This is a genomic window from Mesorhizobium sp. WSM4807 (assembly GCF_055811615.1).
Map to the genome: position 1 here is coordinate 372,539 of NZ_JBVVQY010000002.1, position 13,752 is coordinate 386,290.

General features: G+C 60.3%; 12 protein-coding genes and 1 pseudogene. 10 read left to right on the forward strand and 3 right to left on the reverse strand.

Annotated features, from left to right (window positions below; all coding sequences use genetic code 11):
* Positions 1 to 162 precede the first annotated feature (162 nt).
* The 7 genes from AC0L3N_RS04055 (at position 163) to AC0L3N_RS04085 (ending at position 7,746) form a co-directional block, all read left to right on the forward strand.
* Positions 163 to 1,152, forward strand: a complete 990-nt coding sequence (locus AC0L3N_RS04055; protein WP_473545784.1) for a substrate-binding domain-containing protein — start codon at positions 163 to 165, stop codon at positions 1,150 to 1,152.
* A gap of 85 nt (positions 1,153 to 1,237) precedes the next feature.
* Entirely contained in the window at positions 1,238 to 2,752 is a 1,515-nt protein-coding gene (locus AC0L3N_RS04060; protein WP_473545786.1) for a sugar ABC transporter ATP-binding protein, read from the forward strand.
* Complete coding sequence (locus AC0L3N_RS04065; RefSeq protein ID WP_473526346.1) at positions 2,745 to 3,746, forward strand: ABC transporter permease; 1,002 nt, start codon at positions 2,745 to 2,747, stop codon at positions 3,744 to 3,746. Before AC0L3N_RS04060 ends, AC0L3N_RS04065 begins: the two co-directional genes overlap by 8 nt.
* Positions 3,743 to 4,738: an ABC transporter permease gene (locus AC0L3N_RS04070; protein ID WP_473545788.1), complete on the forward strand. Its 996-nt coding sequence runs from the start codon at positions 3,743 to 3,745 to the stop codon at positions 4,736 to 4,738. The genes AC0L3N_RS04065 and AC0L3N_RS04070 overlap by 4 nt, the downstream gene beginning before the upstream one ends.
* Positions 4,739 to 4,743: 5 nt before the next feature.
* Complete coding sequence (locus AC0L3N_RS04075) at positions 4,744 to 5,592, forward strand: sugar phosphate isomerase/epimerase family protein (protein WP_023799537.1); 849 nt, start codon at positions 4,744 to 4,746, stop codon at positions 5,590 to 5,592.
* Positions 5,593 to 5,596: 4 nt separating this feature from the next.
* A complete protein-coding gene (locus tag AC0L3N_RS04080; RefSeq protein ID WP_473545790.1) occupies positions 5,597 to 7,057 on the forward strand; it encodes an FGGY family carbohydrate kinase in 1,461 nt (486 codons plus the stop codon).
* Positions 7,054 to 7,746, forward strand: a complete 693-nt coding sequence (locus AC0L3N_RS04085; RefSeq protein WP_473545792.1) for a class II aldolase/adducin family protein — start codon at positions 7,054 to 7,056, stop codon at positions 7,744 to 7,746. Before AC0L3N_RS04080 ends, AC0L3N_RS04085 begins: the two co-directional genes overlap by 4 nt.
* A gap of 57 nt (positions 7,747 to 7,803) precedes the next feature.
* On the opposite strand, the gene AC0L3N_RS04090 is transcribed toward AC0L3N_RS04085, so the two are convergent.
* Positions 7,804 to 8,277, reverse strand: coding sequence for a phosphatidylglycerophosphatase A family protein (locus tag AC0L3N_RS04090; RefSeq protein ID WP_473545793.1), 474 nt, complete (start codon positions 8,275 to 8,277; stop codon positions 7,804 to 7,806).
* Between the two features lie 421 nt (positions 8,278 to 8,698).
* Here AC0L3N_RS04090 and AC0L3N_RS04095 point away from each other — a divergent pair, with 421 nt between their 5' ends.
* Positions 8,699 to 9,250 (forward strand): CDP-alcohol phosphatidyltransferase family protein, encoded by a 552-nt coding sequence (locus tag AC0L3N_RS04095; RefSeq protein WP_473545855.1) that lies wholly within the window; start codon positions 8,699 to 8,701, stop codon positions 9,248 to 9,250.
* A gap of 150 nt (positions 9,251 to 9,400) precedes the next feature.
* Here the strand turns inward: AC0L3N_RS04095 and AC0L3N_RS04100 are convergent, their stop codons facing one another.
* The gene (locus AC0L3N_RS04100) at positions 9,401 to 10,075 is read right to left on the reverse strand and encodes a protein-L-isoaspartate(D-aspartate) O-methyltransferase (protein WP_473545795.1); all 675 of its coding nucleotides are present in this window, start codon (positions 10,073 to 10,075) and stop codon (positions 9,401 to 9,403) included.
* Between the two features lie 583 nt (positions 10,076 to 10,658).
* Between AC0L3N_RS04100 and AC0L3N_RS04105 the strand changes: the two genes are divergently transcribed.
* The gene (locus AC0L3N_RS04105) at positions 10,659 to 11,651 is read left to right on the forward strand and encodes a glycosyltransferase family 2 protein (protein WP_473545797.1); all 993 of its coding nucleotides are present in this window, start codon (positions 10,659 to 10,661) and stop codon (positions 11,649 to 11,651) included.
* A gap of 189 nt (positions 11,652 to 11,840) precedes the next feature.
* Here the strand turns inward: AC0L3N_RS04105 and AC0L3N_RS04110 are convergent, their stop codons facing one another.
* On the reverse strand, positions 11,841 to 13,082 hold the full coding sequence (locus AC0L3N_RS04110) for a polysaccharide biosynthesis/export family protein (protein ID WP_473545799.1): 1,242 nt from the start codon (positions 13,080 to 13,082) through the stop codon (positions 11,841 to 11,843).
* 168 nt (positions 13,083 to 13,250) lie between these two features.
* On the opposite strand from AC0L3N_RS04110, the pseudogene AC0L3N_RS04115 reads away from it, so the two are divergent.
* A pseudogene (locus AC0L3N_RS04115) lies at positions 13,251 to 13,402 on the forward strand (molybdate ABC transporter permease subunit); the annotation flags it as partial.
* Positions 13,403 to 13,752: the final 350 nt, after the last annotated feature.

Below are 13,752 nucleotides of genomic sequence, written 5' to 3' on the forward strand. Positions count from 1 at the left end.
CTTCTCGATGCACAATAGTTTCTGCACCATCGATTGTGCAAGCGAAAACCGGTGGATGATCGATGGGGAAGTGCCCCGTCTCTTTCGGGGAGGTTTCTAACGGCCGCCGTCGTTCGACGGCTCGAGTGTGTTCCCACTAGGAACGTTATGGGAGGAGTACAGATGAAAAAGCTCATGATCGCGGCGCTTGCCGCGACCCTTTTGATTGGCGGATCATTCGCTGCGATGGCACAGCAGGCCGGCAAGGTCGGCGTCGTCGTCAAGATCGGCGGCATTCCGTGGTTCAACGCAATGGAGGCGGGTATCAAGGAGCGCGGCCAGAAGCTCGGGATCGACGCATTCATGGTCGGCCCGACCAGCGCTGATCCAGCACTGCAAGTTCGCGCCATCGAGGATCTGATCGCGCAGGGCGTCAAGGTCATCGGCGTCGTGCCGAATGATGCGAAAGTGCTTGAACCAGTCCTGCAGAAGGCCAAGGACGCCGGCATCATCGTCATCACGCATGAATCGCCTGGCCAGAAGGGCGCCGACTGGGACTTCGAACTCGCGTCCGCGACCGGCTTCGGCGAGGCTCATGCCAAGCTCCTGGCGGAGAAGATGGGCGGCAAGGGTGAGTACGCAGTGTTCGTCGGCTCGCTGACGGTGCCGCTGCACAATGCCTGGGCCGATGCGGCAATCGAATATCTGAAGAAGAACAACCCGGAGATGAAGCTTGTCGGCGAACGTTATGGCGTCGCCGAGGATGTAGACAAGAGTCGCAGCACTGCGCTTGACCTGATTTCCGCCAATCCAGGCTTGAAGGGTTTCCTCGCCTTCGGCAGCCAAGGCCCGATCGGCGCTGGCCGCGCAATCGAAGAGCGCCGGAAGGTGGGCGAAATTTTCGTGCTCGGACCATTCTCGCCAGGCCAGGGCCGGAAGCTCATCAAAAGCGACGCGATCTCCGGCGGCTTCATGTGGAATCCGAAGCAGGCGGGCGAGGTTTTCGTCACGCTGGCTGACCATCTCATGAAGGGCAACGAGATCAAGGACGGCGATACGATCGAAGGGCTAGGGACAGTCAAGCCGGACTTCGAAAACCGTAACATCATCGTCGATCAGCTGGTCCCCATCAACAAGGACACTGTCGACGATCTCGCGGCGATGGGCCTGTAAGGCTCAAGCTAATGGCAGCTGGGCCGGCGTCGAGCCGGCCCAGCTGCAGGATTGCAAACGCGATTGGATCCAGGGTTTCAACTCGATGGCTGATCAGGCACTCGATGGCGCCGCATCACGGCCGCTGCTGTCGCTCCGCAACGTCAATATGACGTTCGGCGGCGTGAAGGCGCTGAAGAATGCCAGCTTTGAGGTGCTGCCGGGCGAGGTGCATTGCCTGGCCGGCGAGAACGGCTCCGGCAAGAGCACGCTGATCAAGGTCATTACGGGCGTGTACAAGCCCGAGGCGGGCGCCGTGATCGACTATGATGGCCAGAGCTACTCCCATATGTCGCCGGTTACGGCGCAGGCCGGCGGAATTCAGGTCATCTGGCAGGACCTCGCCCTGTTTCCCGAGATGACTGTCGCCGAGAATATCGCGTTCCAGACAGTCATCGGCCGCTGGCCGCGGCTGGTGAACTATGCCGAGATGCGCCGTGTCGCGATCAACGCCTTGCAACGTCTTGGTGTTACCCTCGATGTCGATCTAGCACTCCACCACTTTCCCATCGCACAGCGGCAGATCGTAGCAATCGCGCGCGCCCTCGTCGGCGAGGCGAAGCTCGTCTTCATGGACGAGCCGACGGCGTCCCTCACCCAATCCGAAACCGACTATCTGCTGGACATTGTGCGCAATCTGTCGGCGTCGGGCGTCGCCGTTGTGTTCGTCAGTCATCGCCTGGCGGAGGTTCTCGAAATCTCCAGCCGCGTCACCGTGCTGCGCGACGGCGCGCTCGTTGGCGTCTATCCAACCAAAGGCCTGACCCAATCGCGCATCACCGAGTTGATGACGGGCAAGACCTTCGACTATTCCGTCCTGCATCGCGATTTGAGCACGAGCCCGGTCATGCTTGAGGTTAAGGGACTGTCGCGGCCCGGCGAATTCGACGACGTGTCCTTGACGGTCCGGCGCGGCGAGACGCTCGGCATCACCGGGTTGCTCGGGGCAGGGCGCACCGAATTGGCGCTGACATTGTTTGGCATGCGCAAGCCGAAATCGGGCTCTGTCGTCCTGGATGGCAAACCCGTTCGCTTCGGTTCCAACCGTGACGCGATCGCCGCCGGCGTCGCCTATCTTTCGGAAGACCGGCTGTCGCTCGGTCTCATTCAGCCCCAGGCAATCGCCGACAACATGGTCATCGCCTCGCTGGACAAGATCCTTACGGGCGGTTTCATTTCGAGCGATCGCAAGCAATCTCTGGTCAATCGCTGGATAAGGGATCTCGGGGTCAGGATCGGAAAGCAGGACGACGCGATCTCGACCCTGTCAGGGGGAAATCAGCAACGTGTCGCCATTGCAAAATGGCTGGCGACCGACCCGAAGCTGCTTATCCTCGACGCACCGACGGTCGGCGTCGATGTCGGCGCGCGCGCCGGCATTTTCGACATCGTTTCCAAGCTGGCGGACAGCGGCCTGGCCATTATCCTGATCTCGGACGAGGTGCCTGAAGTCTATTTCAACGCGGACCGTGTGCTGCACATGGCTCAGGGTCGCATTGTCGGCGAATTTACGCCGGGCGCTACGACCCTCCAGGCGATCGAGGAGGCGGTCTATGCGTAGGTTTGTCCGCTCCCACGCAACGGAACTGGCTTTGCTCGCCGTTATCGCCGTCATCTGCGTCTTCCTTTCGTTCGCGACGGACCGGTTCTTCACCCTCGGCAACGCGTTTGACCTTCTGAACACCAGCTCGGTCAACATCATCTTCGCCGTCGGCCTGCTCGTCGTGCTGATTGCCGGCGGCATTGACATCTCCTTCGCGGTTGCCGCCTCCGTTGTGCAATATCTGGCGGCGACCGTCCTTGGCTGGATCGGCGGCGGGAACTGGATTATCGGCCTCATCATCGCTGGCGCCTTGGGCGTCGCGTTGGGCTGCATCAACGCCTTCCTGATCCACAGGTTCAGGATCATCTCGATCGTCGCCACGATTTCGACTTTCAACATTTTCTTCGGCTTGCTGATGTTCTTCACAGGCGGCGTGTCGATTTACAATCTGCCGGACTGGCTCACCACCCGCGTCGTGCTGTTCGAGCGAGAGATGGCTGATGGCAGCTGGGCGGAGATCACCCTGCCAGTGCTCATTATGGCCATATGCGTGTTCGCGACCTGGGTGTTGATCACGCGCACCACCACTGGTCGCCAGCTCTACGCATTTGGCGACAACCCGGAGGGCGCGCGCCGCTTCGGCATCAATATCGGCGCCATGCAATTTATCGCCTTCGGCTGGCTTGGCCTGATGGCGGGTATCGCCGGTCTCGTCCAAGCGCATTACGCGCAGGAGGTTGTGCCGAATGCCCTTTATGGGCGCGAACTCGACGTCCTGGCAGCCGTAGTTCTTGGCGGTGCGCGGCTCGGCGGCGGCAAGGGCAGCGTGCTCGGCTGCATTCTGGGCGTTCTGTTGGTCTCGATTACCCAGAACGGACTTAATTTGATGGGTGTGTCGCCTTTCGCGTTCAAGATGATCGTCGGCGCCATCATTCTCGCCGCAATCACGCTTTCGAATACCAGCATCGAACGCCTGCTGCCGTTCCTGAAAAGCCGACGGGTGCCTTCATGACGGTTTTGATTGAACGCGTCCGCAACGCGCTCGGCCCCGAACTTGCAGGTCCGTTTGCCGCGTTCGTGGCGGTCATGGTCGTGTTCGGCTTTGCCGCGCCGAACTTTCTTTCCCGCGCTACCTTTGGATCCGTCGCCTTCCAGCTGCCGGAACTCGGCCTCCTCACACTCGCCATGCTGTTGCCGATCCTGACCGGCGGCCTGAATCTGGCCATCACCTTCACGGCCAACATGGCCGGCCTGACGCTGGCTTGGGTCCTGCAAAGCCAGGGAGGCGTCGACGCGGGCATCGGCGCCTTTGTGCTTGGCTCGGTCCTCGCCATCGCGGTCGGCGCACTGAGCGGGCTGATCATGGGGCTCGTCATCGCCTACACCAAGGCTCACCCGATCCTGGTCTCGCTGTCGATGATGATCTTCCTGCGCGGTCTCGGCGAATTCCTGACGCGCGGCGGCGACGTGTCCGGCATTCCCGGCTTCCTGGCGCCGATCGGCTACGGTTCGATTTTTGGCATCCCGGTGCCGTTGCTCATCTTCATCGCTTGCGTGCTGATCTGGCACGTCTTGCTGACGCGCATGAAGCTAGGCTTCAACACCTACATGATAGGCTCCAATATCGAGGCCACGCGCTATTCCGGTATCAATACGCGCAAGGTGCAGGTTCTCGTCTACACATTGTCCGGCGCGATGTGCGCGGTCGCCGGCATCATCATGCTGGCGCGCTTCAATTCGGTGCGTGTCGGCCACGGCGAGTCTTACCTGCTCATCACCGTGCTTGCCTGCTTCCTTGGCGGGGTCAATCCGTTCGGCGGCTTCGGTCGGGTGATCCCGGTCTTCGTTGCGCTGGTCGTGCTCCAGCTTCTGTCCTCGGGACTCAATCTGATGGGCGCAAACCAGCATCTTGCGACGGCGGTCTGGGGCATCCTGATGATCACGGTGATGATCCTGCGCTGGCTTGCCGGGCAAATCAAATTCCTAAACACAAACAGAGGATGAGTTAGATGCATGGTTTTGGGGTCCACACCTCGATGTGGACGATGAACTGGGACCGGGCCGGCGCGGAGAAGGCGATCGCGGCTTCGGTCAAATACGGGATGGACTTTATCGAGATCGCGCTTCTGAACGCGCCGGCGGTCGATGCCGCGCACACGCGCGCCTTGCTCGAAAAGCACAATCTTCCTGCCGTTTGCTCGCTTGGCCTGCCGGAGCGCGCCTGGGCCTCGGTGCGGCCGGATGCTGCCATCGAACATCTCGAAGTGGCGATCGACAAGACCGCCGAGATGGGCGCGCTGGCGCTTTCCGGCGTGATTTTTGGCGGTATCGGCGAACGCACCGGCCTGCCACCCACCGAAAAGGAATACGACAATATCGCCCATGTGCTGACCGTCGCCGCCAAGCACGCCAAGAAGCGCGGCATAGAGCTCGGAATCGAGGCGGTGAACCGCTACGAGAACCATTTGATCAATACCGGCGCGCAGGCCGTCTGGATGGTCGAGAAAGTCGGGGCCGACAACATCTTTGTTCATCTCGACACCTACCATATGAACATCGAGGAGAAGGGAGCCGCCAACGGCATTCTGGCCGCCCGCGATCACCTGAAGTACATCCACTTGTCTGAAAGCGATCGCGGCACACCAGGCACCGGCAACTGCCCCTGGGACGAGATTTACGCAACACTGGCGGCGATCGGTTTCAAGGGCGGACTTGCCATGGAAAGCTTCATCAACATGCCGCCGGAAGTCTCCTACGGCCTCTCGGTCTGGCGGCCGGTTGCGAAGGACGAGGCCGAAGTGATGGGCAATGGCTTGCCGTTCCTGCGCAACAAGGCTCGCCAATACGGTCTGATCTGACACGATGGATGACGGGCAGAAGGCGGACGGCGCAAGGATCGCCGTCTTCGACGTCGGCAAGACCAACATAAAGCTCTCCGCGATGACGCTCGACGGCGTGCTCGTGGAGAGCCTCTCTGTCCACAACGAAGTGCGGCCCGGTCCGCCGTGGCGGCAGCACGATCTCAACGGCATCGGCGACTGGCTGTTCGGCTCGCTCGCCACTTTGTGCCGACACCATCCGCTGGAAAAGGTGGTCGGCACCGGACATGGCTCCGCAGGGGTTCTGGTGAACGCAGATCCCGACGACACTTGCGCCCTGCCGATGATTGATTATGAGCAGGACCTGCCGCCGGCAATTCGCGAGGGCTACGCGCCGCTTTCGGGCGATTTCTTCGATCGCGGCAGCTCGATCATGCTGAAGGCCGCCCACCAGGCGCGCCAGCTGTACTGGATGCAGCAGGTTGATCCGGAGCGCGTCGCTCAGGCTCGGTGGTATCTGGGCTTGCCTCAATATTGGGCCTGGCGGCTGTCGGGCGTGCCATCGGCCGAAACGACCGTCCTCTCGGCGCAATCACATCTGTGGAACAATGTGCGCAAGCGGTGGGCGCCCATTGTGGCGGGGCAGGGATGGCAGCGCCTCATGCCACCATTTCATCCGGCCTGGGAGAGGTTGGGGCCAATCCGGCAGGATCTGGCGCGCCGGCACGGCATACCGGAAAAGCTGTCAGTCCTGACCGGTGGCCACGACAGCAGCCTGAACCTCTACCGCTACCAGGCGGCAGGGATGCGCGACGCCTGCGTGATCTCTACCGGAACCTGGATTGTCGGACTGTGCGCGGCGACACCTCTCGACCAACTCGATGAAAATCGCGGAATGGTGCTGAACAGCGACGTGACAGGACGCCCGGTCGGCGGCGTTTTGACCATGGGCGGACGTGAGTTCAGTCATGTGGCAGGGCAGGGGCAAGAAGGAAATGCAGCCGACGCTGCGCTGGTCAGTTTGCTGATTGAGCGCGGCACCTTCGCATTGCCGTCGTTCGGCGACGATGACGGCCTGTTTCCAGGCAGCGCCGGGTGCGGCCGGTTTGAAGGGCCGCCTGCAGAATCCCCTGCAGAGCGCAAGGCGCTCGCGGTGCTCTACGCCGCGCTGCTGACGGTGGAATGTATCGATGCGCTGAACGAAAACGGGCTGGTTGCATTGGATGGCACCTTCCTGCGAGACCCGCTCTACGCCACACTGGTTGCCGCGCTGCGGCCAAACGCCGAAACGGTCTACAACCTCGACTCCTATGGCACCGCTTCGGGTGCGGCGCTACTTGGCGAACACGAAACTCGTGACACGCCGGCTCCGATCGCGCTCAGCCTGCCGGCCGCCTTTGCCGGCGATCATGAGGCGCTCGCAGCCTACGCACAGCGGTGGCGCGAACTGATCAAGCGAAACAACTTGCAACAGGGCAAGACCAGCAAAAGGAACGATCGATGACTGATGACAGCGCTCTGCGCCGCGAAATGGTGGATGTTTGCCGCCGGATGAACTCCAGCGGTATCAACCAGGGCAATGCCGGCAACCTGTCGGTGCGCTCCAGCGACGGTTTCCTGATCACGCCCTCGTCGCTGCCCTACGAAACGATGACGCCCGAAGACATCGTCGAGATGGGCTTTGACGGCACTTATGTCGGCCGACGGCCCTCCTCGGAGTGGCGCTTCCACCGTGACATTTTGAGGGAGCGGCAGGAGATCAACGTCGTACTGCATTGCCACTCGCTCTACGCCACGACGCTGGCCTGCCATCACAAGACGATTCCGAGCTTCCATTATATGACAGGAGTGGCGGGCGGTACGACCATCCGCTGCGCCGGCTACGCGACGTTTGGCACGCAGGCTTTGTCCGACAATGTCTTGGTTGCACTCAAGGGTCGCCTCGCCTGCCTGCTCGGCCAGCACGGCCAGATTTCGCTCGGCAAGACCATGGAAGCGGCGTTGTGGCTGGCGAACGAGGTCGAAACCCTGTCGCGCATGTATGTCCAGGCGCTTACCCTTGGCGAGCCGCCGGTCCTTTCCGACGAGGAGATGGCGCGGGTGATCGAGCAGATGAAGAAGATGAGCTATGGCCAAGCGCCGGATCCGGAGGGAACGAACGATTTGGCGCGGCCGCGCGACGCTGCGGTCTAGCGCTGCTGCGGCAGATTTTAGTGGAGAGAGGTCTGTTTTTCCCTCGACCGTGGCAGGTTACGGCAAACGTTGAATCAAATCGTTCAGCAAAAGCAGCAACGCGCCGGCGACCACAGCTGCAGCCGCGTCGTCCAGCATGATGCCGACCCCACCCCTTACTTTTTCATGGACGACGCCGATGGGCCAAGGCTTGACGACGTCGAAAAACCGGAAAGCAAGGAAACCTGCTGCCCACCAGACCGGGTCGAGCGGCAGCATGGAAAGCGTTGCGGCGGTGCCGAAGGTCTCGTCAATGACGACGATCTGCGGATCCTCCGTCCCGGTACGGGAGATGACATGCGACGACGCCCATACTCCCACGGCGAATACGGCCATGTAGGCAAGCGCGATCAGCCAAGGCGATGCAGGTATCAGGACCGCGGCAAGAGCCACTCCGACGCCCGCGCCGACCGTGCCCGGCCATACCGGAGATAATCCTGCGCCGGCAGAGGTCGCGAGCAGGTAAGCAAACTTGGGCAGAAATTTACGCATGGAGTTTCGGACGGCTTCCCCGTGAATTGCGAATACGCGTTATAACGGCATCTTTCGGGTTACTACCGCTAGACCGCCAGTCGATTTGCGACAGCGGACACAACGGGTATTGCAGAAACTGCGAAACAATATCGGGCTGCTGTAGCAGCAACCGAAATTTTCCGTTTCGCCGCCAGCTTGACAGCCTCTGGCTACCTTAATCCATTGGCCGCATTCGCCAAAGAAACGCTGCTGGGTTGAGCTGGGAAAGACGTCTGAGCCAGTCTAGGTGCCGACGGGCTGGAACGAACCCGCAATTTGCCGGTTAAGCTCCGCGCAACGACATCATTAGAGGAGCCGAGTAATCATGATCGCCGGTCTCATGAAACGTCGTATCGACCCGCTATGGGAGCACGCCGCTTCTCCGCTGGTCGGGATCGGCATGACCCCGAACCAGGTTACATCAGTCGGGCTAGTGCTCGTCGCCCTGTCGTGCGCCGCCTATCTGTATCACCAGTCAAGCCTTGCCTTTGGCCTTTGCCTCGCGTTTGCCTTCACCTTCGACGCGCTGGACGGCGCGGTTGCCCGTCGCAGACATATGAGCACCAAGGCCGGTGGTTATTTCGACGCCATGGCCGACCGTTATCAGGAACTTGCCGTTTTTGCGGCAATAGGCTGGGTCGCTGATCTGTGGGCGATCGCAATGATCGCATTCGCCGGCGGGATCCTCACCAGCTACGCCAAGGCGCGGACGGCGATCGAAATCCCTATAGAAAACCACGCGTGGCCGGATTTCTTCGAACGGATGGAACGCCTGGTGTTCATTTGCGTGCTGCTAGTCGCCGACGGATTCGCGACCGCCATGGGCGCCGCTTCGCCCTGGATTCTGACGGGCGGGTTCGCGCTTTACGCACTGCTGGCAAACGCCACAGCTGTGCAACGGATCAATCGCGCATTTGCGATGCTCAAAAGAGCGGACGCGAAGCAGCCGTGAGACCGCGAGAACCCATACTGGTTTTGGGCGGCGGAAACGCGAGGCGCTGTCGCGGGCACAGTCGGGTTAAAAACAATCCTCGCGCGGCCTGCGTCATCTCTGGCCATAGCGAAGTTGCTGGCCCTGCGGGGCCAGATGTCCGCACCGTCGTTAGACCGTTTCGAGCCGGCTGAACCGAACCGGGATGAGTTTGCGAGTCTTCAGTTGCCCTGCCGAATCCTTGTCGATGACCGTCAGCAACTGCACTTCCTCAGGTCCGACAGGCAGAACCAGGCGGCCCCCCGGCTTGAGCTGCTCAAGCAAAGCCGGCGGCGCCCGCCCAGCCGCCACGGTGACCAGGATCTTGTCGAATGGGGCGTGCTCGGGCCAGCCGCGAGACCCGTCCCCGACACGAATGCTGACATTGGATAGACCGAGGCCCTGCAGGAGAGTCTCGGCGTGGCTTGCGAATTCCTCGATGATTTCGACGCTCCAAACGTGCCCGGCGAGTTCCGCGAGGATTGCGGTTTGGTAGCCCAGCCCGGTGCCGATCTCGAGCACCGCCTCGTGCGGTTGGGGAGCAAGGAGATCGGTCATGAGAGCGACGATGAACGGCTGCGAGACGGTTTTATCGAAGCCGATCGGCAGCGGCATGTCCTGGTAGGCATAAGGCGCAACCGAGGCTGGCACGAAGAGATGCCGCGGCACTCGCCGCATCGCAGCCATCACGCGCTCATCGAGCGCCGCCTTGCCGAGTTCTTCGCTTGCAAGGTCGGTATGGATTGCAATCATCTCGACCATGTGCCTGCGTAGAACTGCGAGATGCTCTTCGTTCATTGGCTTCATGACCGTCGGGCTTTCTTCAACCAGGCTCGCTGCCAGATAGGCTTATATCCTGTTCGTCACATCAACGCCCGCCATCGTTTCCAGTTGCGGGTGGCCCACGGCGACCGGAGGTAATTTTGGCGTTGCATCTTGATAGATATCGTCGGCGGCCCCGGAGATCCGGTGCCATTTCGCGCGTGCCATGTCGCCATAACGTCTTGGATCGCGGTGATTGAACGATGAACGGCTGAATCGCGTGCATGCGTGGGCAGCCGGCGATCTCGACCGGGGCGTTGTCGTTGTAGTAGTGGACGCCTGTTTCACCGATGCTGCGACTGCTGCATGGCTTCGGCAGCGGATGCCGCGACGGGCGGTTCGGGAGGTTCCTCACTCACCTACACAATCGGAGTTCCTAAATATCCAGCTAAAGTCCGGAGGCTGCTGCTTTATCGCTTCCAGGAGTGCTGAGTGGAACTCGTCGGGGGCCCTCTGCCTTGCCGCTCGGCCGTCGTGGTTGAATCCTCATCAGCTAAAGTAGTGAAATCTGATGGAACTACCGGCCCTGATGTGCCATTTTACCACGTCGTGAGAGAGACGAAGGCAAATGAGCCAGCACAATGCCACTGTGATAGGCGTCGTGGTGCCCATGTTCAATGCCGAGAGAACCATTCTCCCGACGCTGACCAGCATCTGCCAGCAGAGCCACCAGGCGCTGGACATTATCGTAGTGGATGATGGGTCGACGGACCGGTCCGCGTCAATCGTGGCCGCCTATGCCGAGCAAGATCGGCGTATACGCCTTTTCAGGCAGCCGAACGCGGGTGTTGCGCACGCACGCAACAGCGGCGCCGCTGCCACCGATGCGGAGTTTCTAGCGTTCGTGGACGCGGATGATCTTTGGGCTCCATCCAAAATCGCACTGCAACTGCGCGTCCTGCAGGAAGGAGGCTCGTCAGCTGGCCTGGCATATTGCTGGTTTGCGGAGATCGATGAGGACGGTCGGATATTTTCATTCAAACAGCCCGATGCCGATGGTCGCGTGCTGCAACGCATGTGCAGAAACAACTTTGTCGGTAACGGAAGTTCGATGCTTCTACGTCGCTCCGCATTCGAGCGGGCGGGACAGTTTGATCCTTCCCTGAGGGCGAGGAACGCACAAGGCTGCGAAGATCTTCTAATGTGCCTCAGAATAGCGGAGAATTACGAGTTTCGTGTCGTGCCCCAACATCTTGTGGGTTACCGGAGGACGATCGGCAACATGTCGAGCGATGTCATGCAGATGTTTCGCTCGTATGAAATTGTCCTGGCCGAGTTTCGCGAGAAATATCCGCAATTTGGGAGCGATCTCAATGCCCATCTGCTTGACACGATCAATGGGTTTGCCGTGAGAGCTTTGATTCAAGGGCGGCCTTCCGCAGCCTGGTACCTGTCGAAGAAGCTCTTTGTCCTGGAGCCGCGCACGGCCATTTCACGTCTGCCTCACACGGTCGACGTCTGCTGCCGGGGGCTGGTTCCTCGCTGGATCAAGGTTCGAGTGAAACGGATGCGAAACGCCGAGTCTCGGCCTCTTTATGGAAAGATTTATCTGGAGAGGTGAGCGCGTCCCTGTTCGGGCGTACCGAGCCAGAGCTGTTGAAGCTAGATGCTTGATCCCAGGCTTTGGCGGCGCACGCGGCAGTCACGTCATTGCCCGGACCCTGAGCGGCCACCAAAACGATCTTGGCCCGGACCACATTTCCATAGGACACGTGCAACTACGCGCCGCCTCTATACAATATTTAATTGTTTAGTTCGCGACCGCCGCTCCTGGTGGGGCCTCCAGCGTAATTGTGATGGTGTCACCCGGAGCAAGCAGAGTATCTTCGGTCGCCTCGGTCGTCGCTGCTTGTCCGTCAGTGGAGCGGGTTACACCGATCGTAATGCGGTCCCCTTCGCCTACAAGGTCGCTGCGCATCTGCATCACGTATGCGATTTGTTTGGTCAATGAATCCATCTCAGCGCGCATTTGCGTCATCGCCGCGCGTTCAGTCTGCAAATCAGCCAACAGGTCAATTCGACTCTGGTCGATAAGCTTATCAAGACTGCGCTGCAAATCCCCTTGGTCGCGTTCAAGTCGAGCGATCTCAGCGTTGGTTTGCAAAGCGCGGGTCGCTGACAAGAGCACTGCGCGTTGAGCATTGTTGACGCTAGTGATCTGGATCAGACCTTTTTCGAAGAGCTTCTTGAGGCGAACAAGTTCCGCCGCATCTGCGGCTGCGCCCGCTTGATCCGCCTTCTGCTGCTCCTTCAGGTAGCCCATTCGTTCCTCCGCCTTGGTTGCGGCCAACTTAATTGAAGCGCGCTCCTTCTCCTGATCCGCATAGACAGCTTCAAGATGCTTCCCCTCCTGCTGCAAAGCTTCGTCGCGACGAGGTTCGAGGCTCGGGACACGTTCTGCGTCCGGAAGCTCAATCGCTCTGGCGCCGCTCAGCTGCGCCTCTATGCGAGCAGCCTTGATTTCGCTTTCCTGGTACTTGATGCGCAGAATGTGGAGGCGGCCGCCAAGGTCCGCTGCTGTCATTTCAGGGTTTTGAAGCTCACCGCGACCGAGCTGGTAGCCGCCGCCAGCCGCCACAGCTTGTCGGACAGTCATTCCTGGTCTGAAGGCCTGAGTCCCAGGAGAGGCAATGTCCCCATCAATATAGACGGGTCGGTATTCCTCAATATCAACTACAATCTGATCCGGATAAAAACCAGTCCAAGTCTCAGTGCCATCTGTGGATCGTTGCGGAAGGGATTTTGGTTTTAAAACCTCAATTACCTCCTTGCGAACATCCCCTATTGTCTTCCCGAGAACTTTGAGGGGGCCTAGGACCGGCAACACAACTACACCGCTTTGGTCGATCACAGCTCGCTTTTGCATCTCGGGATAGCCTATGACAGCGAAGCCGATCACGTCGCCAGTCTGCAGACGGTACTCGCCGGCATTGTACTCCTCTGCTAGGGCAAGGCCATTCGACAGATTCGCATATGCGAACAACAAAAACATGCATGCGAGCGCAGCGCAGCTGCCTGACCGCATCCAGCGCACCGATCTATTCAACATTCGCGATCACTCCGCAATGCTTGAGCATGACATCGACGCAGACCTTTCTCACAACGCCATTCCTTTGAGGCGAATTTACGCTCTGAACAACGGCAACAAGGCAGACGATGTTCCGAGATCGCGCCACTCTGATCGTCATCCGGCTGGAAGAATACAACTATCCGGCGGCCACCGCGATCGCGGCGATCATGCTTTTGCCATCGTTCGAGATGCTCCTGCTCGTCAATCTGGTGCAGTCGTGGAGCCGCAAACGCTATGGCTGACGTCACCATCGTGTTGCCGATCGGAAGCGACACCGCCGGCCAGCGAGCAGCCGGTCGGCGGGCTACCTGCTGATGGCAGTCGCGTCCTGGTGGCCTGAGCGGCATTGGCCCGCCTGACGCGGGGCCGCCATGTCCGCCGCTCCGCTAAACACGGAAGCTGCGCGGCGGACACACCAACGTCACCGCTGAATGCCACGCCATTTTTGCAGAACTTGACGCACACAACTCGGACACCTTAGGGTCGGCCAGGTGGCGAGAGGCTTCGGACCAGATGGTTTCTGGCTTGGTGTTCTCCCTTACATCGAAGGCGCTCCGGTAGGCTTTGCCCCGTTGCCGCACTCGACATAGGC

What these genes read in the sequence shown, in the direction of transcription:
- AC0L3N_RS04055 (WP_473545784.1), top strand. Translation starts at nt 163, where the DNA reads ATGAAAAAGCTCATGATCGCGGCGCTTGCCGCGACCCTTTTGATTGGC.
- AC0L3N_RS04060 (WP_473545786.1), top strand. Translation starts at nt 1,238, where the DNA reads ATGGCTGATCAGGCACTCGATGGCGCCGCATCACGGCCGCTGCTGTCG.
- AC0L3N_RS04065 (WP_473526346.1), top strand. Translation starts at nt 2,745, where the DNA reads ATGCGTAGGTTTGTCCGCTCCCACGCAACGGAACTGGCTTTGCTCGCC.
- AC0L3N_RS04070 (WP_473545788.1), top strand. Translation starts at nt 3,743, where the DNA reads ATGACGGTTTTGATTGAACGCGTCCGCAACGCGCTCGGCCCCGAACTT.
- AC0L3N_RS04075 (WP_023799537.1), top strand. Translation starts at nt 4,744, where the DNA reads ATGCATGGTTTTGGGGTCCACACCTCGATGTGGACGATGAACTGGGAC.
- AC0L3N_RS04080 (WP_473545790.1), top strand. Translation starts at nt 5,597, where the DNA reads ATGGATGACGGGCAGAAGGCGGACGGCGCAAGGATCGCCGTCTTCGAC.
- AC0L3N_RS04085 (WP_473545792.1), top strand. Translation starts at nt 7,054, where the DNA reads ATGACTGATGACAGCGCTCTGCGCCGCGAAATGGTGGATGTTTGCCGC.
- AC0L3N_RS04090 (WP_473545793.1), bottom strand. Translation starts at nt 8,277, where the DNA reads ATGCGTAAATTTCTGCCCAAGTTTGCTTACCTGCTCGCGACCTCTGCC.
- AC0L3N_RS04095 (WP_473545855.1), top strand. Translation starts at nt 8,699, where the DNA reads ATGACCCCGAACCAGGTTACATCAGTCGGGCTAGTGCTCGTCGCCCTG.
- AC0L3N_RS04100 (WP_473545795.1), bottom strand. Translation starts at nt 10,075, where the DNA reads ATGAAGCCAATGAACGAAGAGCATCTCGCAGTTCTACGCAGGCACATG.
- AC0L3N_RS04105 (WP_473545797.1), top strand. Translation starts at nt 10,659, where the DNA reads ATGAGCCAGCACAATGCCACTGTGATAGGCGTCGTGGTGCCCATGTTC.
- AC0L3N_RS04110 (WP_473545799.1), bottom strand. Translation starts at nt 13,082, where the DNA reads ATGTTTTTGTTGTTCGCATATGCGAATCTGTCGAATGGCCTTGCCCTA.